Annotated in this window: 23 protein-coding genes; 7 read left to right on the top strand and 16 right to left on the bottom strand. The window is 42.1% G+C overall.

The annotated features are described in order from the left end of the window. Positions 1-252: 252 nt before the first annotated feature. Entirely contained in the window at positions 253-1,812 is a 1,560-nt protein-coding gene (locus ACWPV5_RS02130; protein WP_261028503.1) for a DEAD/DEAH box helicase, read from the bottom strand. A 329-nt stretch (positions 1,813-2,141) separates the two neighbouring features. Between ACWPV5_RS02130 and ACWPV5_RS02125 the strand changes: the two genes are divergently transcribed. The 5 genes from ACWPV5_RS02125 (at position 2,142) to ACWPV5_RS02105 (ending at position 7,217) form a co-directional block, all read left to right on the top strand. Next, on the top strand, positions 2,142-3,458 hold the full coding sequence (locus ACWPV5_RS02125; protein WP_454382087.1) for an FAD-containing oxidoreductase: 1,317 nt from the start codon (positions 2,142-2,144) through the stop codon (positions 3,456-3,458). A gap of 202 nt (positions 3,459-3,660) precedes the next feature. Next, positions 3,661-5,004 carry a lipid II isoglutaminyl synthase subunit MurT gene (murT, locus tag ACWPV5_RS02120; RefSeq protein ID WP_454382086.1) on the top strand — a complete coding sequence of 448 codons (1,344 nt, stop codon included), beginning with the start codon at positions 3,661-3,663 and terminating at the stop codon, positions 5,002-5,004. Next, positions 5,004-5,786, top strand: coding sequence for a lipid II isoglutaminyl synthase subunit GatD (gene gatD, locus ACWPV5_RS02115; protein WP_454382085.1), 783 nt, complete (start codon positions 5,004-5,006; stop codon positions 5,784-5,786). Before murT ends, gatD begins: the two co-directional genes overlap by 1 nt. A gap of 127 nt (positions 5,787-5,913) precedes the next feature. Next, entirely contained in the window at positions 5,914-6,996 is a 1,083-nt protein-coding gene (locus tag ACWPV5_RS02110) for a M24 family metallopeptidase (RefSeq protein WP_454382084.1), read from the top strand. Positions 6,997-7,013: 17 nt separating this feature from the next. Beyond that, positions 7,014-7,217, top strand: coding sequence for a hypothetical protein (locus tag ACWPV5_RS02105; RefSeq protein WP_454382083.1), 204 nt, complete (start codon positions 7,014-7,016; stop codon positions 7,215-7,217). Between the two features lie 213 nt (positions 7,218-7,430). Here ACWPV5_RS02105 and ACWPV5_RS02100 read toward each other — a convergent pair whose 3' ends face one another. The 8 genes from ACWPV5_RS02100 to ACWPV5_RS02065 all read right to left on the bottom strand — a co-directional run bounded on the left by ACWPV5_RS02100 (position 7,431) and on the right by ACWPV5_RS02065 (position 13,116). Next, positions 7,431-7,892: an ECF transporter S component gene (locus ACWPV5_RS02100; protein WP_454382082.1), complete on the bottom strand. Its 462-nt coding sequence runs from the start codon at positions 7,890-7,892 to the stop codon at positions 7,431-7,433. After that, positions 7,870-8,643 (bottom strand): bifunctional hydroxymethylpyrimidine kinase/phosphomethylpyrimidine kinase, encoded by a 774-nt coding sequence (locus ACWPV5_RS02095; RefSeq protein WP_371642795.1) that lies wholly within the window; start codon positions 8,641-8,643, stop codon positions 7,870-7,872. Before ACWPV5_RS02095 ends, ACWPV5_RS02100 begins: the two co-directional genes overlap by 23 nt. Continuing rightward, positions 8,633-9,382, bottom strand: coding sequence for a tRNA pseudouridine(38-40) synthase TruA (truA, locus tag ACWPV5_RS02090; protein WP_261013178.1), 750 nt, complete (start codon positions 9,380-9,382; stop codon positions 8,633-8,635). The genes ACWPV5_RS02095 and truA overlap by 11 nt, the downstream gene beginning before the upstream one ends. A gap of 99 nt (positions 9,383-9,481) precedes the next feature. Next, positions 9,482-10,633 (bottom strand): MFS transporter, encoded by a 1,152-nt coding sequence (locus ACWPV5_RS02085; protein WP_261023023.1) that lies wholly within the window; start codon positions 10,631-10,633, stop codon positions 9,482-9,484. 232 nt (positions 10,634-10,865) lie between these two features. After that, complete coding sequence (locus ACWPV5_RS02080) at positions 10,866-11,495, bottom strand: Pr6Pr family membrane protein (RefSeq protein ID WP_000033944.1); 630 nt, start codon at positions 11,493-11,495, stop codon at positions 10,866-10,868. Between the two features lie 2 nt (positions 11,496-11,497). Further along, positions 11,498-11,836 (bottom strand): zinc ribbon domain-containing protein YjdM, encoded by a 339-nt coding sequence (locus ACWPV5_RS02075; protein WP_001061584.1) that lies wholly within the window; start codon positions 11,834-11,836, stop codon positions 11,498-11,500. Positions 11,837-11,965: 129 nt separating this feature from the next. After that, positions 11,966-12,637, bottom strand: a complete 672-nt coding sequence (gene cmk / locus ACWPV5_RS02070; protein ID WP_000849398.1) for a (d)CMP kinase — start codon at positions 12,635-12,637, stop codon at positions 11,966-11,968. Between the two features lie 8 nt (positions 12,638-12,645). Then, entirely contained in the window at positions 12,646-13,116 is a 471-nt protein-coding gene (locus ACWPV5_RS02065) for an SAG1386/EF1546 family surface-associated protein (RefSeq protein WP_454382081.1), read from the bottom strand. A 45-nt stretch (positions 13,117-13,161) separates the two neighbouring features. Between ACWPV5_RS02065 and ACWPV5_RS02060 the strand changes: the two genes are divergently transcribed. After that, positions 13,162-13,368, top strand: coding sequence for a ferredoxin (locus ACWPV5_RS02060; protein WP_000705155.1), 207 nt, complete (start codon positions 13,162-13,164; stop codon positions 13,366-13,368). A 50-nt stretch (positions 13,369-13,418) separates the two neighbouring features. Here ACWPV5_RS02060 and ACWPV5_RS02055 read toward each other — a convergent pair whose 3' ends face one another. From ACWPV5_RS02055 to ACWPV5_RS02025, 7 genes are all read right to left on the bottom strand, one after another. Then, a complete protein-coding gene (locus ACWPV5_RS02055) occupies positions 13,419-14,384 on the bottom strand; it encodes a glycosyltransferase family 2 protein (protein WP_261055015.1) in 966 nt (321 codons plus the stop codon). Between the two features lie 4 nt (positions 14,385-14,388). Further along, a complete protein-coding gene (gene galE, locus ACWPV5_RS02050) occupies positions 14,389-15,408 on the bottom strand; it encodes a UDP-glucose 4-epimerase GalE (protein WP_454382080.1) in 1,020 nt (339 codons plus the stop codon). A gap of 102 nt (positions 15,409-15,510) precedes the next feature. Continuing rightward, positions 15,511-16,614: an NAD(P)/FAD-dependent oxidoreductase gene (locus ACWPV5_RS02045; RefSeq protein WP_454382079.1), complete on the bottom strand. Its 1,104-nt coding sequence runs from the start codon at positions 16,612-16,614 to the stop codon at positions 15,511-15,513. A gap of 16 nt (positions 16,615-16,630) precedes the next feature. Further along, positions 16,631-17,428: a Nif3-like dinuclear metal center hexameric protein gene (locus tag ACWPV5_RS02040; protein ID WP_454382078.1), complete on the bottom strand. Its 798-nt coding sequence runs from the start codon at positions 17,426-17,428 to the stop codon at positions 16,631-16,633. After that, positions 17,415-18,092 carry a tRNA (adenine(22)-N(1))-methyltransferase gene (locus ACWPV5_RS02035; RefSeq protein ID WP_454382077.1) on the bottom strand — a complete coding sequence of 226 codons (678 nt, stop codon included), beginning with the start codon at positions 18,090-18,092 and terminating at the stop codon, positions 17,415-17,417. The genes ACWPV5_RS02040 and ACWPV5_RS02035 overlap by 14 nt, the downstream gene beginning before the upstream one ends. Before the next feature lie 168 nt (positions 18,093-18,260). Continuing rightward, positions 18,261-19,718, bottom strand: coding sequence for an IS1182 family transposase (locus ACWPV5_RS02030; protein WP_454382076.1), 1,458 nt, complete (start codon positions 19,716-19,718; stop codon positions 18,261-18,263). An 85-nt stretch (positions 19,719-19,803) separates the two neighbouring features. Next, positions 19,804-22,140, bottom strand: coding sequence for a cation-translocating P-type ATPase (locus ACWPV5_RS02025; RefSeq protein ID WP_454382075.1), 2,337 nt, complete (start codon positions 22,138-22,140; stop codon positions 19,804-19,806). Positions 22,141-22,272: 132 nt separating this feature from the next. Here ACWPV5_RS02025 and ACWPV5_RS02020 point away from each other — a divergent pair, with 132 nt between their 5' ends. Beyond that, positions 22,273-23,022, top strand: a complete 750-nt coding sequence (locus ACWPV5_RS02020) for a lysophospholipid acyltransferase family protein (protein ID WP_261066235.1) — start codon at positions 22,273-22,275, stop codon at positions 23,020-23,022. The last annotated feature ends 8 nt before the right edge of the window (positions 23,023-23,030 follow it).

Raw genomic sequence — 23,030 nt, 5'->3', positions numbered from 1 at the left:
CACCTCGAATTTAATCGCTATCATTATAACATAAACAGCTTGAATTTTCAATTATTATCTGAAAATTGCTTATTTAATTGCAATTTAAAAAAACAAGAATATTTTTAATTAAATTGCTTCTTTTCTATTGACAAGCTCCCTATTTTTGTGTATTATAATATTACAAGAAGATAATATATCTATTTTATTTATCTTTCTTTTTCCATTCGGTCTCCTTATATAAAAAAGCGATTCATTTTGAACCGCTTTTTCTTATTTATCGCCCTTGTTACGAATAACAAAGCCTGTTTGCTTTTCGCTTGAAGTATTGCGTGGTTTTTTATTATCCTTACGATAACGTTTTTCCTTATCAAAACGATCATTGCCACGACTTCCTTTTTTGAAATCACCACGGCGATCACGGTCTCGACGGTCGTCCCCACGACGGCCTCCACGACCTCCCTTAGCTTTACCACCGAAGCCATTACCTGATGGTTTAAATGGCAGTGGTTTTTCACGTGCAATCTCCACTTCAGGAAGACTATCTGGGTCTTGAACAGTCAGACTCAAGATATACATTGCCAATTCTTCTGGAGTAAATTCGGCAGCTAGCTTACGAGCATCCTTACCAAATTTCTCAAAGTTGGCACGGATAGTCTCATCTGCAAAATCACGTTCAATTTTCTTGAGAGCTACGTGTTTTTTAGCTTGGAAGGCTTCTTCTGCACTTGCAGGCTTGAGACCTTTCATGCGTTTCTTGGTCAAGTTTTCAATGATTTGGAGGTAACCCATTTCGTTTGGAGCAACAAAAGTAATCGATTGACCTGACTTACCGGCACGACCTGTACGACCGATACGGTGAACATAACTTTCAGGATCTTGTGGAATATCGTAGTTATAGACATGGGTCACACCTGAAATATCCAAACCACGCGCTGCCACGTCTGTCGCAACCAAAACATCAAGATTGCCATTTTTAAAGTCACGAAGGACACGAAGACGTTTGTTTTGGTCTAGGTCGCCATGAATTCCTTCTGCACGGAAGCCACGGATTTTCAAACCACGAGTCAATTCATCTACACGGCGTTTTGTACGACCAAATACGATAGCAAGCTCAGGCTGTTCCACATCCATGAGACGAGTCATGGTGTCAAATTTTTCTTGTTCTTTAACTCGGATATAGTATTGGTCAACCAATTCTGTTGTCAATTCCTTAGCAGCAATCTTCACATGCTCAGGTTCTTTCATAAACTGAACACCGATACGTTTGATGGCATCTGGCATAGTTGCTGAGAAAAGCAAGGTTTGACGGTTTTCAGGGACACGAGAAATGATAGCTTCGATATCTTCAAGGAAGCCCATGTTGAGCATTTCATCCGCTTCGTCAAGGATAAGAGTTTCAATATCTTGTAATTTCAAGGCCTTGCGTTTAATCAAGTCCAAGAGGCGACCTGGAGTTCCCACCACGATATGGGCACCAGATTTAAGAGCCTTAATTTGCTTTTCAATGCTTGATCCGCCATATACTGAACGGACTTTGACTCCCTTACTACGACCAAAGCGGAAGAGTTCTTCTTGACTTTGGACAGCGAGTTCACGAGTTGGAGCGATAACCAAGGCTTGGATGGTCGCCTCTTCTGTACGGATTTTTTCAAGGGTAGGCAAGCCAAAGGCTGCAGTTTTTCCTGTACCAGTCTGAGCTTGACCGATAACATCCTTGCCTTCGAGAGCCAAGGGAATAGTTTGTTCTTGGATCGGACTAGCTTCTACAAAACCAGCTTTTTCAATCTCTGCTAGCAAATCAGCAGACAAGTTTAATTCATTAAATTTCACGTTATTCTTCTTTCTAAAGGTGGTGCGAAGCCACCCTATAGGGCTTAGTTTATACTTTTCTTTTTATGACGTATTTTCATATACTGGATATAAAATCGTGTTGCTTCTTTTCCACAAAAGAAAAGTACTGTTTTCTTTGCAACCTATCTAGTATAACACAAGAGAGAAGCAAAAGATAGCCTAATCCGTCGATAAAGTCATGTAAACGATTTTTCTGAGAAAATAAAGTTAAACTTTCCACTATTTCATAAACTTTTTTAAAGCGTAGCAGAATTGTGCAAAAGTTTTTTTCTTGTGCTAGAATGAAATTCGAATAGGAGGAACTCTAAATGTTAACTTATGATTTAATCGTTATCGGATTTGGTAAAGCTGGTAAAACACTAGCAGGTAAATTGGCTTCAGCTGGCAAAAAAGTTGCCCTCGTTGAACGTAGCAAAGCTATGTACGGTGGAACTTGTATCAACATCGGTTGTATCCCAACTAAAACTTTGTTAGTTGCTGCTGATAAAGACTTATCTTTTGAAGAAGTCATTGCTACCAAAAACACTATCACTGGTCGCCTTAACGGTAAAAACTATACGACTGTTGCTGGTACAGGCGTAGATATCTTTGATGCGGAAGCTCACTTCCTTTCAAATAAAGTCATCGAAATCCAAGCTGGTGATGAAAAGAAAGAACTGACCGCTGAAACAATCGTCATCAACACTGGTGCTGTTTCAAACGTCTTGCCAATCCCTGGACTTGCTACAAGCAAAAACGTCTTTGACTCAACAGGTATCCAAAATTTGGACAAATTACCTGAAAAACTTGGTGTCCTTGGTGGCGGAAATATCGGTCTTGAATTTGCTGGCCTTTACAATAAACTTGGAAGCAAGGTTACAGTCTTAGATGCCTTGGATACTTTCCTTCCTCGTGCAGAACCTTCCATCGCAGCTCTTGCTAAACAATACATGGAAGAAGACGGTATTGAATTGCTTCAAAATATCCGTACTACTGAAATTAAAAATGACGGTGACCAAGTCCTTGTCGTAACCGAAAACGAAACTTACCGTTTCGATGCCCTTCTTTACGCAACTGGACGCAAACCAAATGTAGAACCACTTCAACTTGAAAATACAGATATTGAACTAACTGAACGTGGTGCTATTAAAGTAGACAAACATTGTCAAACAAACGTTCCTGGTGTCTTTGCAGTTGGAGATGTCAACGGTGGACTTCAATTTACTTACATTTCACTTGATGACTTCCGTGTTGTTTACAGCTACCTTGCTGGAGATGGCAGCTACACACTTGAAGACCGTCTCAATGTACCAAATACTATGTTCATCACACCTGCACTTTCACAAGTTGGTTTGACTGAAAGCCAAGCGGCTGATTTGAAACTTCCATACGCAGTGAAAGAAATCCCTGTTGCAGCTATGCCTCGTGGTCACGTAAACGGAGACCTTCGTGGAGCCTTCAAAGCTGTGGTTAATACTGAAACAAAAGAAATTCTTGGAGCAAGCATCTTCTCAGAAGGTTCTCAAGAAATCATCAACATCATCACTGTTGCCATGGACAACAAGATTCCTTACACTTACTTCACAAAACAAATCTTCACTCACCCAACCTTGGCTGAGAACTTGAATGACTTGTTTGCGATTTAAGTTGAGTTTAATCGTATCGAACAGCCCTCTGAGGGCTGTTTTCATTTCTGCGAAATCTCATACTCTGCGAAAATCTCTTCAAACTACGTCAGCTTCACCTTGCCGTACTCAAGTACAGCCTGCGGCTAGCTTCCTAGTTTGCTCTTTGATTTTCATTGAGTATCAAATCCGTCTTTTCCCTCTTTTATGATATAATAGAAACATGAAATTAAAAACTACTTTGGGCCTTCTTGCTGGGCGTTCTTCCCACTTCGTTTTGAGCCGTCTTGGCCGTGGAAGTACGCTCCCAGGAAAACTCGCCCTTCAATTTGATAAAGATATTTTACAAAATCTAGCTAAGAACTACGAGATTGTCGTGGTCACTGGAACCAATGGAAAAACCTTGACAACTGCCCTTACTGTCGGCATTTTACAAGAAGTTTATGGTCAAGTTCTGACCAACCCAAGCGGTGCAAACATGATCACAGGAATTGCGACAACCTTCCTAACAGCCAAATCTTCTAAAACTGGTAAAAATATTGCCGTTCTAGAAATCGACGAAGCCAGTCTATCTCGTATCTGTGACTATATCCAACCAAGCTTATTTGTTATCACCAATATCTTCCGTGACCAGATGGACCGCTATGGTGAGATTTACACAACTTACAAGATGATTTTGGATGCCATTCGTAAGGTGCCTACAGCTACTGTTCTCCTCAATGGTGACAGTCCGCTTTTCTACAAGCCAGCTATTCCAAATCCTGTTCAGTATTTTGGTTTTGACTTGGAAAAAGGACCAGCCAAACTGGCTCACTACAATACCGAAGGTATTCTCTGTCCTGACTGTCAAAGCATCCTCAAATATGAGCACAATACCTATGCAAACTTGGGTGCCTATATCTGTGAAGGCTGCGGATGTAAACGTCCTGATCTGGACTATCGCTTGACAGAACTAGTTGAGTTGACCAACAATCGCTCTCGCTTTGTCATTGACGGACAAGAATACGGTATTCAAATCGGTGGTCTCTACAATATCTACAACGCCCTTGCTGCGGTTGCTATCGCCCGTTTCCTCGGTGCCGATTCGCAACTAATCAAGCAGGGATTTGACAAGAGCCGTGCCGTCTTTGGTCGTCAGGAAACCTTCCATATCGGCGATAAAGAATGTACCCTTGTCTTGATTAAAAATCCAGTCGGTGCGACCCAAGCTATCGAAATGATTAAACTAGCGCCTTATCCATTTAGCCTATCTGTTCTCCTTAATGCCAACTATGCGGACGGAATTGATACTAGCTGGATTTGGGATGCTGACTTTGAACAAATCACTGACATGGACATTCCCGAAATCAACGCTGGCGGTGTTCGTCATTCTGAAATTGCACGTCGCCTTCGAGTGACTGGCTATCCAGCTGAGAAAATCACTGAAACAAGCAATCTGGAACAAGTTCTCAAGACCATTGAGAATCAAGATTGCAAGCATGCCTATATCCTGGCTACCTATACTGCTATGCTAGAATTCCGCGAACTGCTGGCTAGTCGTCAGATTGTTAGAAAGGAGATGAACTAATGGTTTATACTTCACTTTCCTCAAAAGCTGGCAATTACCACTATCAACTCAACATTGCCCACCTCTACGGTAACCTCATGAATACCTATGGGGACAATGGAAACATCCTCATGCTCAAGTATGTGGCTGAAAAACTGGGAGCCCATGTGACGGTTGACATCGTTTCACTTCATGATGATTTTGATGAAAATCACTACGACATCGCCTTTTTCGGTGGCGGTCAAGACTTTGAACAAAGTATTATTGCAGACGACCTACCTGCCAAAAAAGAGAGCATTGACAACTACATCCAAAATGACGGTGTGGTTCTGGCTATCTGCGGTGGTTTCCAACTATTGGGTCAATATTATATTGAAGCTTCAGGGAGACGTATCGAAGGGCTCGGTGTCATGGGCCACTACACCCTCAACCAGACCAATAACCGTTTTATCGGTGACATCAAGATTCACAATGAAGATTTCAATGAAACCTACTATGGCTTTGAAAATCACCAAGGCCGTACCTTCCTCTCTAATGACCAAAAACCACTGGGACAGGTTGTCTATGGAAATGGAAATAACGAAGAAAAGGTCGGCGAAGGAGTTCATTATAAGAATGTCTTTGGTTCCTACTTCCACGGACCTATCCTCTCTCGTAATGCCAATCTGGCTTATCGCCTAGTCACTACCGCCCTCAAGAAGAAATATGGTCAGGACATTCAACTCCCTGCCTATGAGGACATTCTCAGCCAAGAAATCGCTGAGGAATACAGCGACGTCAAAAGCAAGGCTGAGTTTTCTTAAACAAAGTGAAACTATATCAAAGAACTCCGTTATCTTGTCGGAGTTCTTTTTGTCTTTTCTTTTACCCTTCTCCCTTGCATTTTCTCTCATTTTTTGCCAAAATAGAGGAGTAGAAAGAAGGTAGCATATGTCTAAATTACAACAAATCGTAACATATCTTGAATCAGAAAAACTAGACGTCGCTGTCGTATCTGACCCCGTCACAATCAATTACCTCACTGGCTTTTACAGTGATCCCCATGAACGCCAAATGTTCCTTTTTATCCTAGCGGATCAGGAACCGCTCCTCTTTGTCCCAGCCCTTGAGGTTGAGCGTGCTACTAGCACTGTTTCCTTCCCAGTTGTGGGCTATGTGGACTCTGAAAATCCATGGCAAAAAATGAAACATGCTCTTCCACAACTTGACTTCAAACGTGTCGCTGTTGAGTTTGACAATCTCATCTTGACCAAATACCATGGTTTAAAAACCGTTTTTGAAACTGCTGAGTTTGACAACCTCACTCCTCGTATCCAACGCATGCGACTCATCAAATCAGCTGACGAAGTGCAAAAAATGATGGTTGCAGGTCTCTATGCGGACAAGGCTGTTAAGGTTGGTTTTGATAATATTTCTCTTGATAAGACAGAGACAGATATTATCGCTCAAATTGACTTTGCTATGAAACGTGAAGGTTATGAAATGAGCTTTGATACCATGGTCTTGACTGGTGATAATGCTGCAAATCCACACGGTATTCCAGCAGCTAATAAGGTTGAAAATGATGCTCTTCTACTCTTTGACCTTGGTGTTCTAGTCAACGGCTATGCGTCAGATATGACTCGTACAGTCGCAGTCGGCAAACCTGACCAATTCAAGAAAGACATTTATAACTTGACTCTTGAAGCCCAACAAGCTGCTCTTGACTTTATCAAACCAGGTGTGACTGCCCATGAAGTGGACCATGCTGCCCGTGAGGTCATCGAAAAAGCTGGTTACGGCGAGTACTTCAACCACCGTCTTGGTCACGGTATCGGTATGGATGTCCACGAATTCCCATCTATCATGGAAGGAAACGACATGGTCATCGAAGAAGGCATGTGCTTCTCTGTTGAACCAGGTATCTATATCCCTGGTAAAGTCGGTGTTCGTATTGAAGACTGCGGTGTTGTTACCAAGGATGGCTTTGACCTCTTTACAAGTACCAGCAAAGACTTGCTTTATTTTGATTAATATTCATCTAATACTCAATGAAAATCAAAGTGCAAACTAGGAAGCTAGCCGCAGGTTGCTCAAAACACTGTTTTGAGGTTGCATATAAGACTGATGAAGTCAGCTCAAAACACTGTTTTGAGGTTGTGGATAGAACTGACGAAGTCAGCTCAAAGCACTGCTTTGAGGTTGTAGATAGAGCTGATGAAGTCAGTAACATATCTATGGCAAGGCGACGTTGACGCGGTTTGAAGAGATTTTCGAAGAGTATAAAATCTTCCCACAATAAAACGCATAGTATGAACACCTGATACTATGCGTTTTTCTTATTTGAAAGACTTTTGACTCAGCCTCTTTATACTTGCAAACCAGGAAGCTAGCCGCAGGTTACTCAAAACAATGTTTTGAGGTTGCAGATGGAAGCTGACGTGGTTTGAAGAGATTTTCGAAGAGTATTACTTAATCTTCTTGATACTTTGACTAATAATAAATCCTACAATCATCCCTACCATATTTTGCATTAAATTTGGTAAAATTTCTGGTAGGGCTGCTGCCCAGCCATTCATCAATGTAGAACCCAAGGCGTAACCCCCTACCATGGCAATCGTTGCTAAGATAAGGCCTAACCACTGAGTTTTTCCTTTAAATCCTGCGAAAAATCCCTGCAAGCCATGGTTGACCAAGCTAAAGAACATCCACTGAGGATAGCCTGATAAGAGGTCAATCAAGAAACCTGCTAGTCCTCCTACTACAGCCCCTTCACGACTACCAAAGTAAAAGGCCGCGAAGAAGACACCCGCATCTAAGAGAGTTAGAATGCCTGTCGGTGTTGGAATTTTTAAGAAATAACCTAGAACCACAGAGAGGGCGGTTAATAGGGATACAAGGGCGATTTTAGTTGTTTTGGTTTGCTTCATATTGTCTTACTCCATACTGATCTGCTTGTGCAATGGCACGATAAACGAAAGCCTTAGAGCTTTCTACTGCTGGTAAAAGTTCATCACCTTTGACTAGGTGACTGGCAATGCTAGAGGCAAAGGTACAACCTGCACCAGCATTTTGCCCTTGGATGACAGGATTTTCTAGGACTGTAAATTTTTGTCCGTCATAAAAGACATCTACAGCCTTGTCCTGACTAAGGCGATTGCCTCCCTTGATAATGACTGCTGGCGCTCCTAAGTCATGCAATTTCTGTGCTGCAGTTTTCATATCTTCCAAGCTTTTAATTTCCTGACCAGCCAATAATTCTGCTTCAGGAAGATTAGGCGTAATCACACTGACATGAGGGAAAAAGCGAATCAACTCTTGGCAGAGTTCACTAACTGCTACGTCGTGCGTTTCCTTGCAGACCAAGACAGGATCCAGAACCACAGGCACTCCTGGGCGTTGTTTGATAAAGTCCAATGCCTTCTCAGCCACACTGACAGTAGGAAGAAGACCAATCTTAATTCCCCCAAACTCCACATCACGCAAGCTATCTAATTCATGTTGAAAAATGGCATCGTCAGTTGGAAAGACTTCAAATCCTTTTTCTGTCAAGGCTGTCAAACAGGTCACTGCTACAAAGCCATGCAAGCCGTTCAAGGTATAGGTAGCCAAATCCGCGGACAAACCACCACCACTAAAAATATCATTTCCAGAAAGTGCTAAAATACGATTATTCTTCATAACGAATCTCCTTTAAATACAAACCATTTGGTGCTGCAGTGGGACCTGCAAGTTGCCTGTCCTTTTTCTCCAAGATCAGGTCAATCTGCTCCACTGGCATACGATTATTCCCGATTTTGAGCAGTGTCCCCACCATATTGCGAATCTGTTTATACAAGAAACCATTTCCTGAAAAGGTAAAGGTCAAAAATTGCCCTGTCTCATCAACCCTGAGACTAGCTTTTGTAATGGTGCGAACCTTATCCTCCACACTGGTTCCAGAAGCTGTAAAGCCTGTGAAATCGTGGGTGCCCTCTAGCTTTTTGACAGCCTCCTGCATCCGCTCCACATCGAGCGGATAAGGAAAGTGAGTAGCGTAGTGACGGCGCATGGGATTTTTAGGACGGCCCCTATCCACGATAAACTCATAAGTCTTGCTGTGCTTGGCATAACGACAATGAAAATCATCCGCCACAAGCTCAATTGAAATCACATCAATATCTTCAGGGGACTGGGTGTCCAAGGCAAAGCGAAGTTTTTCCTCATCCATTTGATATGGCAAGTCAAAATGAATAACTTGTCCCAGAGCATGGACTCCACTATCAGTCCTACCAGCACCGTGAACGGTAATGGCTTGGCCCTTATTCAATCTAGTCAAGGTTTTTTCAATTTCTTCCTGAACGCTCCGCGCATGGGGCTGACGCTGAAAACCAGCAAAGGCGTAACCATCATAGGAAATAGTTGCTTTATATCTCGTCATAACCTCTATTTTATCAAGAAAATAATCTGTAAACAAGGGTCTAAAACAAATATTGTCTGGGTACAAAATTCACAAAAAGAAAAACTTAGGAAACCAATCCTAAGCTCTCTTTTGAAGTAAGTACATGACAAAGATAGATGTTACAATTAACCAAGATCCTAAGATAGCAAAGACCAACATCCCATTGTGAGTTAATAACCCAATTGCACCTAGAACGAATGGAGTCGTAAAGGCTCCGAAACTACAGCCTAAAACTGCAAATGAAGTTGCTTGATTGAGGAGTTTAGCTGGAATTCGTTCAGAGACCAGTTGAAAGACCGTCGTCAAGGCTACACTGTAGGCAAAACCAGCCAGAATACTCCCTGCCACTACAACCCACAAGGATGGAGACAAGGCAATCACAATTTGCCCTAAGCCAAAGGTAATACCTGACCATAGGAGCAGTTTCTCTTTAAAGATAGAAATCAAGAAAGAAAAACTCACACCAGCCACAATCCCGATTAACTGCATGACACTAAGAACAAAACTAGATAACTGGGCGTCTCCAAGCCCTCTTTCCACCATCAAGCTTGGAATACGGATGGTAATAGCTGTATTGGTACAAACTACAACTGCCGCTTCGATAGCTAGGATAAAAATCAAGCCTTTCATTTCCCGAGTTAAGCGACTTGCTTCCTTCTCCTTTTTCCTAACTTCTTTCTTTTCTTTTCCATAAGGGACAAAGAGCAGATAGAGGATCAGCACCAAAAATCCAGCACTATAAGCTAAGAAAGTAGCTGTCCAACCAAAAGCTAACAACTGGCCAACTGCCAAGGTAATGAGAGAAGCTCCAACGACCTCTGCAGAGCCACGTAGCCCTAGCATCTGAATTCGTGTTTTTCCTTGATAACGTTCACTGATAATGGAAATGGCCTTGGCATTGATCATCCCAACACCCAAACCAAAAAGAATCCGTGTTCCAAAGACAAAGGGATAGGCTTGATACCAGAAGGGAGCCGTCCCGCTCAGTGATAAAATCAGCAAGCCCAAACTAATCTGTAAGCGCTCAGGAAATATTTTTTCTAAGAAACCATTTAGTAATAACATAATCATGATTCCAAAGGAAGGCAAGCTCGCCAAGAGCTCAATTTGTTCCTTAGGATAGCCTTGATAATAGTCAAACATAGCTGGCAGGGCACTCGAGATGGAAAAGGACGTAATCAAAACGAGGGAGAGAGCCAAAATACTGGCCCGTTCTAAAAATTGTTTCATGAAATCTCTTTCTATATTTTCTCTTAATCTTCTGTCTCTTTTGATAGTTATCAAATAAGCAAGAAAAGAAGAAGCCTCTTTAGTGTATAGACTCCTTCTTAAACTCGAAAATGAATCCCTTGTGTCTTATACTCAATGAAAATCAAAGAGCAAACTAGGAAGCTAGCCGCAGGCTGTACTTGAGTACGGCAAGGCGAAACTGACGTGGTTTGAATTTGATTTTCGAAGAGTATTAGGATGACTTTCTCTTGATTTGCTTGATAAAGTAGAAGATAAATCCTGCCACCATATAGGCAACAAAGATAATCAGACACCACTTGAACACGACATCCCAACCCTTGTTCACATTCAAAAAGAAGTAAGGGAAGGGACTGACCTTAGAATTAGGAACATCAAGTTTCAGTACCAAGCCATTAAAAAGAGCAAAAATCATATACAGCAAGGGTAAAATCGTCCACACAACTGGATCCCAGATTTTGTATTGACCCTGTTTGTCAAAAAAGAGGGTATCTGCTAAAAACCAGAGGGGAACGATATAGTGGCAAAGAAAATTTTCTAGGGTATAGAAATTAGTCGCAATTGGCGCTAATAGGAAATGGTAAATCACACAGGTAATCATGATACTCATAGTGACTCCACCTTTTAAGCGCAAGAGACTTGGCCTTTGCCAATTTTCACCTAAACGGCTCATAACCTTTAGAAGATAGAGCGTAAAAATCGCAACTAACAGATTTGACAGAACCGTATAATAGAGCAACATCCCAAATCCACCATGCTTGGCGATTTCAAGATAAACTCCCGTAAAAGCCGCTAGAAACAAGAAGATACGGCTATAAAATACAAGTTTATAGTGTTTCGACATGCTTAAATTTTCTTCACAAACTCTGATTTAAGTTTCATGGCACCAAAGCCATCAATCTTACAGTCGATATTGTGGTCGCCTTCTACGATGCGGATATTTTTCACGCGCGTCCCTTGTTTCAAATCCTTTGGCGCACCTTTTACTTTCAAATCCTTGATGAGGGTTACAGTATCACCATCAGCCAATTTATTTCCGTTGGCATCGATAGCAACAAGGCCCTCTTCTACATCTGCAACTTCAGCAGGATTCCACTCATGAGCACACTCTGGGCAAACCAGTAGGGCACCGTCTTCGTAGACATACTCTGAGTTACATTTTGGGCAATTTGGTAGGTTGTTCATGGTTTCTCCTTATAAACATTCACTATTCTTTGAAAATCAAAATTTCTCGAACAGCAACTATTATACCTTAAAATCAGCATTTTGACAAATTTAGAAAAAACCGATATCAATCTATCGGCTTTTTTACATTTACATTCTTTTTTCAGCTTCTGCTTTGATTTTTTCAACTACTTCTTGAATGTTCAAGCCAGTTGTATCAAGGTAGACAGCATCCTCTGCTTGTTTGAGAGGCGAAGTCTCACGATGACTATCCTTGTAGTCACGCGCAGCAATTTCCTCTTTTAAGGTTTCAAGGTCTGTCTCAATTCCCTTGGCAATATTTTCCTTGTAACGGCGCTCTGCTCTCTCATCGACTGAAGCTACTAGGAAGATTTTTAATTCTGCTTGTGGCAATACAACAGTCCCAATATCGCGACCATCCATGACAATCCCGCCTTGTTGGGCAATTTCTTGTTGGAGGGAAACTAGTTTCTCACGTACTTGAGGAATTGCTGCAATGGCTGAAACATGATTGGTCACTTCATTTTCACGGATAGGATGGGTAATATCCACATCTCCTACAAAGACAAGCTGTTCTCCAGTTTCTGAACGTCCAAAACTGATTGGATGCTGGTCCAATAAGGCTAAAAGTTCCTCAATCTCTTCCACTCCTAACTGGTTCTTGAGAGCCATATAGGTCGCCGCACGATACATAGCACCTGTATCTAGGTAGGTGTATCCAAAATCCTTGGCAATAATTTTTGCGACCGTACTCTTACCACTTGAAGCAGGGCCGTCAATAGCAATTTGAATTGTTTTCATATCAACTCCTATTTGATTTTGACAACATCACCTGGATTAGCAAACCAAGACCCTGTAGCCATATGACTAGGATTTAAAGCTTCTAACTGAGCAATCGAAATCCCAGCGCGAGCTGCAATGGCTGCTTCTCCTTCTCCAGCTAAGACTTTTGTCGTCCCTTCTGGATCTGTAGCTTCCTCCGAGTGTTCAGAAGAAGATTCTGAACTCTGTTCAGGCTGGGAACTACTAGATGATGAAATCTGTACTACATTTGCATCTGAATCGTGAAAATCTTTCAAGGCTGCTGTGCGATTACTCCCACCTGATGAAAGATAGATGAGAACAATAATCATCACCACCACAATTACAAAGAAAATACTGGCTAGGATTGTCAAAACACGATTGGCTATTACATCTCTACCTTGAATTCTCTTACGACGTTCTGATCTTGTTTCTTCTTGATTTTCATAAATATCTTCTTGCCACGGTTCTTTTGCCATACCTTACTCCTTGTTTTTTTTTACTTTTCTTATTACAATATAAATATGAAAATCACACTTATACCTGAACGATGCATCGCCTGTGGGCTTTGCCAAACTTATTCTGATTTATTTGATTACCACGATAATGGAATCGTGCGTTTTTACGATGACCCCGACCAACTGGAAAAAGAAATTTCTCCTAGTCAGGATGTCTTAGAGGCTGTTAAAAATTGCCCAACTCGTGCCCTGATTGGAAACCAGGAAGCCTAAATCAATGGCGATAATCCACTCCCTCTAGTTTAGCACATTTCCATGTAAAATTATAGTCTTTTCACTTTATTTTTTTCTGTAAAATCAGGAAGGTCGCTTTTTTCTTTGATAAGATAAAGTGGTCTTTTTTTAGTCTCTAGATAAATCTTACTGATGTACTTGCCGAGAATCCCAATGGTCAAGAGTTGAATGCCTCCGAGAAAGAGAATAACAGCCATCAGAGAGGTCCAACCTGATGTCGGATTGCCCAAAATGAGAGTTCGAACCACAACAAAAAAGGTCATAAGCAAAGAAATAAAACAAGATAGGAGACCAGCTACGAAGGCTATAATCAGGGGAAAATCTGAAAAATTAACAATCCCTTCAATGGAGTAGAAAAAAAGTTGCCTAAAACTCCAACTGGTCTTGCCAGCCTGCCTTTCGACATTTGGATAGTCCAGATAGTGGGTTTTAAAACCGACCCAGGCAAAGAGTCCCTTAGAAAAACGATTGGACTCGGTCAAAGCTAAAATGGCATCGACCACAGACCGTGTCATCATGCGAAAATCACGAACACCTGACGGCAGGGCTACTGGACTGATTTTTTGCATGAGGCGGTAAAAGAGGTCAGCACAGAAACTACGAAAGAAGGGTTCTCCCTCCCGACTGGTTCTCCGTGTTCCAACACAGTCCAAATCTGCATTTTGGTCTAGTAAGTTTTTCATCTCAAGCAACATACTAGGAGGATCCTGCAGGTCTGCATCCATCACCACTACCAAATCTCCTGTCGCATATTGCAAGCCTGCATAAAGAGCTGCTTCTTTGCCAAAATTTCTCGAGAAAGAAATATAATGCACTGCCGGATTTTGTTCCCGATAGGTCTTTAAGAGTTCCAAGGTCCCATCACTTGATCCATCATCGACAAAGACATACTCGATTTCTGTTTCCAAATCTGGAAGTAAAGCTTCCAAAGCCTGATAAAAAAGAGGAAGTACTTCCTCTTCGTTTAAACAGGGGACAATGATTGACATCACCATCTTCTTAGTCTTCAAATCCATTTGGATGCTTGCTTTGCCAACGCCATGCGTCTTCACACATTTGGGTGATATCGAGTTCTGCTTCCCAGCCGAGTTCTGCTTTGGCTTTTGCAGGATCTGAATAGCAGGCTGCGATATCACCTGGGCGACGTTCTACGATGCGGTAAGGAATAGGACGTCCCACCGCTTTTTCCATGTTTTGGATAATTTCAAGAACTGAGTAGCCTTTACCTGTTCCAAGGTTATAAATGTTTAGGCCTGAACCTTTTTGGATTTTTTGTAGAGCTGCAACGTGACCTTTAGCCAAATCAACAACGTGGATATAGTCACGAACACCAGTTCCGTCTTCCGTATCGTAATCGTCTCCAAACACTTGCACCTGCTCTAATTTTCCAACGGCTACTTGAGTCACATATGGCAAGAGGTTATTTGGAATACCGTTTGGATTTTCTCCTAAATCACCACTCTCATGCGCTCCGATTGGGTTAAAGTAACGAAGCAAGACCACATTCCATTCTGAGTCTGCTTTGTAAATATCGGTCAAAATTTCCTCAAGCATAAGCTTAGTGCGGCCATATGGATTGGTCACTGAAAGTGGGAAATCTTCCAAGATGGGTACTGTGTGCGGATCTCCGTAAACTGTAGCAGAAGAACTGAAAATGATGTTTTTACAGTTGGCTTCTTCCATAGCTTTCAAAAGGCTAACAGTCCCAGCTATATTGTTGTCATAGTAGGCAAGAGGGATACGAGTAGATTCACCGACAGCCTTCAAACCAGCAAAGTGAATGACCCCTGTTGGTTCTTCTTGTTTGAAAATGTCACGAAGAGTATCTGTATCACGGATATCAGCCTCATAGAAAGGCACTTCAACTCCTGTAATTCTCTCAACAACTTCTAAACTTTTACGGTTGCTGTTAACAAGGTTATCCACCACAACAACCTGATGACCTGCTTGGATTAACTCAATAACAGTGTGGGTTCCGATAAAACCTGCTCCACCCGTTACCAAAATCTTTTCTTGCATCTTCTTTCCTCGATTCTCGGATTATTTTTTCTTATTTTACCATTTTTGATAGGGAATGTCATTTGCCATCCTAGAGGGGAGACTAAAATTTCAGTAAAATTCTTATTCGCTTTTTACTCGTTTGACATAGTTTTCAATTGGGTAGTTTTCAGGATCCAAGGTCAACTCCTTGTCTTGGACCAGTTGAGCTAGGTGGTAACCAATGATAGGACCCGTTGTGAGGCCTGATGAACCTAGTCCACTGGCTGCATAGACACCTGCCAATTCTGGCACTTGTCCAAAGAAAGGTGAGAAATCACTAGTGTAGGCACGGATTCCCACACGCTCAGCCCTTGAAGTCGCTCTAGCTAAAACTGGATAGTGAGGCAAGGCGTCCTCCTCCATTTGTTGGAGCAAGGTTTCATCTACCGTCAAATCAAATCCCATGTCATTTTCATGGGTAGCACCTAGGGATAATTTCCCACCTGCAAAAGGAATCAAATCCCACTCCCCTTCTGGCATAACAACAGGGTAAGATTCCATGTCTTGGGCAAGCCAATAATCTCGGAGCTGTCCTTTCTGAGGACGGACATCCACAGCATAACCCAAGGGTTCTAACAAGTCCCCCAACCAAGCTCCCGTCGCCAAAATAACCTGATCAAACACCTCTTTGTCAATCTGGTAGCCTGATGCTAAAGGTATCAGAGTTACTTTTTCTTTGACCAGCTTGACCTGACTGGCTTCTAGCAAACGAGTCACTAAGAGTTGGCCATCTACTCTCGCTCCACCAGAAGCATAGAGCAGGTGGTCAAATCCCTGCAAACCAGGGAATAATTCATTAGCTGTTGCTTGGTCCAGAATGGCTAATTGCCCTATCAAGGGAGATTCTTCTCTGCGCTGGAGGGCTAGTTGATAGAGTTCTTCCAACTTAGTTTCATCCTTTTTCAGGAGAAAGACTCCCGAACGCTGGTAAAAGTCGATTTCTTGTCCTGACTTCTCTAAATCAACTAATAAATCCACATAAAAGTCAGCCCCCAAGCGCGCCATCTTGTACCAGGATTTATTGCGGCGTTTGGAAAACCAGGGGTTGATAATTCCTGCTGCGGCCTTGGTAGCCTGACCTTGTCCATGGTCAAAGACGGTTACTTCTAGGTCACTTTCTTTAGAGAGGTAGTAGGCTGCTGTTGCTCCCACAATTCCTGCTCCGATAATAGCAACTTTTTTCATTATCTTCACCTTCTAACTAGATATGGTGGAAAGGATTGGTCGATGCTTGACTAGGTACAATATCGATTGTCCAGCCTTTTTCCTCTTTCCATTGATTAAGAAGCTCTGCAATTTTTTCCACAAAAAGCACTTCAATATAGTGGCCTGGGTCCAATGCTAGCAAGCCATCAGACAACATATCCTGGGCAGTGTGGTAGTAGATGTCACCAGTGATATAGATATCCGCTCCTTTAGCTAAAGCATCCTTATAGAAAGACTGCCCGCTACCACCACAGATGGCCACTCTTGAAATAGATTTCTGCAAATCACTCTCTTGATAATGCACCAATCGAAGGCTATCTAAACCAAAGACTTGCTTGACATGCTGGGCGAAATCCCCAAATGTCTGAGACTGAATATTTCCAATCCGTCCAATCCCACGTTCAGGGCCAGTTTCCTGCAGATAAGTTGTCTCCTCGATTCCTAACATCTGACAGAACCAGTCATTGAGACCATTTTCAACGATGTCAATATTGGTATGGCTGACATAAACTGCGATGTCATGCTTGATGAGATCAATGTAAATCTGATTTTGTGGACGGCTAGCTACCAAATCCTTGATGGGACGGAAAATCGGCGCGTGTTTCACAATAATCAAGTCTACACCCTTTTCAATGGCTTCAGTCACCGTTTCTTCACGAATATCCAGAGCCACCATGACACTTTGGATATCCTTATCCAAAGTACCAATTTGCAAGCCACGACTGTCTCCCTCCATGGAAAATTCCTGAGGGCAGAAGGCTTCATATGCGCTAATTACTTCACTTGCTAGCATGGAGCACCTCCTTGATGGCATCTATTTTATCTACTAAAATCTGTCGTTCTGCCTGATTTTTTTCTGGGATTTGTCCGAGGGCGAACTCTAGCTTCTCAGCTTCTTTTTGCCATTTTTGGACAAAGACTGGACTAACTTCTTTGGACAAGAAAGGTCCAAAGCGAAGATCACTGGCTGATAACTTCATTTGTCCAGCTTTCACCACCAAAATCTCGTAGAATTTCCCAGCTTCCTCTAGGATGCTTTCTGCTACAATCTGAAATCCGTTTTCTTGCAACCAGATGCGCAAGTCGTCTTCACGATTATTTGGTTGGAGAATCAAACACTCTACATTAGCCAACTTGTCCAAGCCCTCTTCTAAAATTCTAGCAATCAAACGACCACCCATACCTGCAATGGTAATGACCGACACTTGGTCACTCTCTTCAAAAGCTGCCAAGCCATTGGCTAAACGAACCTGAATTTTCTCCTTTAGACCGTGAGCCTCAACATTTTTGACCGCAGACTGGTAGGGACCTTCCACCACCTCACCCGCAATGGCACTTTTGATTTGGCCTCTTTCGACTAACTCGATGGGCAGATAAGCATGGTCACTTCCCACATCTAGTAAAATGGCACCCTGTGGCACAAAGGACGCCACTAATTCTAATCTCTTTGAAATCATCTTCTCTCACTTTCCAAACTCTATTACCTCTTATTATACCACATTTCAACTAGCACTTCTGCACCTAAAAAGACCGCAATCCACAGGAGTCCACTGAAAAAATAGGTCTCTTACTTTTAATGAAATGAAAACCGGGGAATCTATCGTTAATTTGAGCGAGTTCCTCGGTTATTTTGTATTTATTAAGGTCATAATTCGTTTCATATTGACCACGAAGATGGTTGTGGCTGCCTGTAACTCCATGCTGAAAAGACCCGATGCTCTCGCGACATCAAAGCCATGTCTCTGTTTTAGTTCGGCATTCTTTGCTTCGATTTTATAGCGATGTCTGGCCATTTCTTTAAAATAAGATGTTTCCTGAAATTTCTTCTGGAAAAGATGGTCGTCACTTTTAATGGCTATTGAATAAGTTTTAGACTTTGCCCCCTCCTTATAACATCCTTCCTTTGAAAGGCAACTCTTGCACTTCTCAATGTCAAAGTAATGAGTGACAACTTGATTCTTATTTTGATGTTTTTTCCCTGTCCTTGCTTTGCGAACAGCCATGTGTCCTTCTGGACAGACAAATAGCCCTGCATCTTTATTAAATTCAAACGCATCCTCTTCTTTACGGTAACCTTTTGAAACAGAAGGATTCAGTTTTGACACCAAATGAATCTTTTCTTTGCGAGCTAGTTGAATGTTGTCCTTTCCTGAATAAGCCGCATCACCAATAATAGTCTCGATGTCCAGACTATTTTCCTTTGTTTTGGCATATAATTCAGGTAAATATTTCCCATCGCTTTGTTCGCCAGAAGTGACCACACAAGCAGTAATAATCCGTTCATCCGTCATAGCGATATGACTTTTATATCCATAGAAAGAGCTGTCGGCTGTCTTATGTCCGAGCCTAGCCTCCTCCTTAACAGAAGCTTCCAAATGTTCTAAGTCGTCCTCGACAGCCTCTTTTAGGTAATTGAACTTTTGAGACACAGCCGGTAGAGCTAAGAGTTCCTCGTGTTTTTCAACCACAGCCATTAACTCCTCTGTATAGGTCAACTCTGCTTCGAGGTTATCTTCTTGAGGTTTCTTTGGAAATTCTATTTTGATATCTTCTGAATGTTGATAAATTGTTTTACGTAAAGCTTTTGAACGCTCTCTAAGGATTTCTTGGGGTTTCTTATGATTATAATGAGATTTGGTGTGAGTGGCATCCACAATGAGGATTTTACTCTTAATCAAGTTATGTTCGAGTGCAATTTGAACAGACTTCTGAATCAATACATCAAGCAGTTTATCATCTTTAATTCTTAGCTTTCTAAATTTTGTCAGAGAGGATGGCTCGATAACAGAATCCTCAGGAGCTAGACCAAGAAAAAATTTAAAGGCCATATCTGACAAGGAACGTCCTACCACATCTACATCTGATAACTTATAAATATCTTTTAACAAGAGATATTTGAACATCATAATCGGTGAATAAGCTTTACGCCCAAAATCGGGACGATAATTCTTTTCTAGTTCATCATAAATAAAGCTAAAATCACAGAGTTCAGTTAGCTGACGTAAAAAGTGGGTTTTAGGAACCACGATATCATACAAACTAGAATAAGGACTGACATCCATAGTTAACTGATTATCAAGCATTATTTTACCTCATCTCTAGTATAACAAAAAAGCCATCAATTTGATGACTTTTTCAGTAGACTCATCCACAGATTGCAGCCTTTCTTTATTTTCTGGCTTGATAGCGACTAGTCAGGATGAAAATCACGGTAAAGACCAACATCATGACACCATAAACAGGTAATGTTTGTCCTGTTAAGGTTGAAATTTCAAGCAGTTTTTGAATTCTTGGGAAGAGAGCTGTGGCTAGGAAGCCTCCTACTGACCAAACAATCAAGAGGACACGCCAGAGAGTGAATGGCATGCAGGCTCTAAATACGGATAAGAAACCGATAGACCCAAGAAGATAATAGAGGAGGGTTGAGATTTCTAACTCAGACCAACCTTGACTTGTTCCAAAAATTTTCACAAAGAGAACGCTAAAAACTACCATCAAGGCACTTGGTAGAGCACGAAGCATAGATCTTCTGAGGAAATTTGGCTCAACAGGTTTGATATTTCGTTCAAAAGTCAGAACGAATGGTGGGAAACCTTCCACGAACTGGTCGATCATGGTAATCTGAATTGGAATGAAGGGGAAAATCAAGATCCATTCAGACTGACCTAGTAAAGCACTGGCGATACAGATAACTGCAAGCAAGAAAGAATAGATGGTCTTTATCAAGAAAATCGGGGCGATGTGGGCAATGTTATTGACCACGCGACGACCTTCAAAGAGAATCTCAGGAACATCATTAAAGTCAGAGTTCAAGAGAACCAGATTGGCAATCTGACGAGTCGCTGGATCTCCCTCAGCCATCACAATAGAGCAATCCGCCTCACGAAGAGCCAAGATATCATTAACCCCATCCCCTGTCATAGCTGTTGTATGCCCCGCTTTTTTCAGTGTTTGGATGATGAGTTTCTTTTGATGAGGGGAAACACGTCCGAAAATAGCTGTCTCCTCAGCCATAGCAACCAATTCCTCATCCGTGATTTTTGAGCAATCTACATAACTGTCATAGTCAGCAAAACCAGCCTTCTGAGCAATGCTAGATACCGTAACTGGATTGTCACCAGAGATAATCTTGAGGCCCACTTCCTGAGAACGGAGATAGTCCAGCGTCTCTGCTGCTCCCTCCCGAATGGGGTCCAAGATTTCCAGCAAGGCCAGAGCCTGAATATCAGATGGTTTCTGTGGTTTGTGATGGTCTAATTTCTCCTGACTGAGAGCTAAGACCAAGACACGTGACCCTCTCTCTAAGGCCTCTCTGGCTTCAGGGACTTCTGAGTCCAGCAACATCTCAGGCGCCCCTAAGAAAACTGTTCCCAAACCTTCTAACTCCATGGCTCCCCACTTGCGATCGCTTGAGAAAGGCAGATTCGAAATCATAGGATAGACTACCTGACCTTGGAAACGCTGGCGAATGGCTTGAGCTGTTGGATTTTTATCCTCACTATGGGCCATATAGCTGGCCAAGATGCTAGCAAGCGCTGACTCTCCATACTCTTCGGTCAAAGGAAGAACAGCCTCCACCTGCATCTTTCCTTGGGTGATGGTGCCTGTCTTGTCCAGACAGAGCATATCCACGCGCGCCAAGGTCTCAACAGAATACATCTCCTGCACCAAAACCTTTTTCAACCCAAGCTTGATAACAGCAGTTAAGAGAGAGGTGATGGTCAACAGGGCGATTCCCTTGGGCAACATTCCCAAAAGAGCTGTTGACGAATTTACAACGGATGACTTGAGAGGCAGGCCTTTTAAAAGCAAGGCTTCTAGCAAGAGAGCTAGACCAAAAGGAATGATAATCTTCCCAGTAAAACCAGCTAACTTGTCCAGCGATTTCATGATACGAGAGTTGATTGGTTTAACGGTCTTGGCTTCCAGCATGAGTTTGGCAGCATAGTTGTCAGATCCAACATGGTGGACTTGAGCTAAAACTGACCCACTGGCTAAGAAACTTCCGGACAAAAGCAAGGCATCAACTTCCTTTTGCACCAAATCACTCTCTCCCGTCAACATGGCTTCATTGACTTCCGCAAAGCCTTCCAAAACCAAGGCATCACTGGGAATCTGCTCTCCAGCAGACAGACGAATCACATCTCCTAACACCAATTCTTCAGGATTCAGAGGCACTTCTTGACCATCACGAATGGTTTTGACCTTTTCCTTGGTCATGAGATTGAGTTTGTCCACCATGTGTTTGGCTCGTAGCTCGGTCACAATCCCAGAAAAAGCGTTAAAACAGATAACGGCAAAAAAGACCAGATTGCTCCAAGCCTGCACAAAGGCAAGGGCCAAAGCAATGGCAAAGTTCAAAGCGTTAAAAAGGGTAAAGACATTTCGTTTAACGATTTGCCAAGTGCTAGTACTGGCCGATGCAGTAAAATCATTGACCAAGCCCTTAGCCTGTCTTTCCTTGACTTCTATTTGGGTTAATCCCATAATCTTATTTTTATCCATAAATTCTATCATACCATTTTTTCTAAAAGAATTCTAATTTCATCCCAAATATGGACCTGGTCAAGGGAAAAGTTTGCCAGCCCTCCTTTGATAAGGTATAATAATAAGAAGAAAACAATCGAAGGAGATCGCATGTTTTATACTTATTTACGTGGATTAGTTGTCTTGCTCCTATGGTCCATCAATGGCAATGCCCACTATCATAATACTGATAAAATTCCTAATCAAGATGAAAATTATATTCTGGTTGCCCCTCACCGTACTTGGTGGGATCCTGTTTACATGGCCTTTGCGACCAAGCCAAAACAATTTATCTTTATGGCCAAAAAAGAACTCTTCACCAACCGTATCTTTGGCTGGTGGATTCGTATGTGTGGTGCTTTTCCTATCGACCGTGAAAATCCTAGCGCCTCAGCCATCAAATACCCTATCAATGTTCTTAAAAAAAGTGACCGCTCTCTCATCATGTTTCCAAGTGGGAGCCGTCACTCAAACGATGTCAAGGGTGGCGTAGCTCTGATTGCCAAAATGGCTAAGGTACGTATCATGCCGGTTACCTATACAGGTCCTATGACCTTGAAAGGCTTGGTTAGCCGTGAGCGTGTTGATATGAACTTTGGAAATCCAATTGATATCTCAGATATCAAGAAAATGAATGATGAAGGTATTGAAACAGTCGCCAATCGCATCCAAGCAGAATTTCAACGTTTAGACGACGAAACGAAACAATGGCACAATGATAAAAAACCAAATCCACTCTGGTGGTTTATCCGCATCCCTGCTCTCATCCTTGCCATTATCCTCGCTATCCTAACTATCATCTTTAGCTTTATCGCAAGCTTCATCTGGAATCCAGATAAGAAAAGAGAGTCTCTTGGTTAAGAAATACA

This window comes from Streptococcus sp. Marseille-Q7156 (genome assembly GCF_965119495.1).
This window is presented reverse-complemented; position numbering and strand designations above follow the sequence as displayed.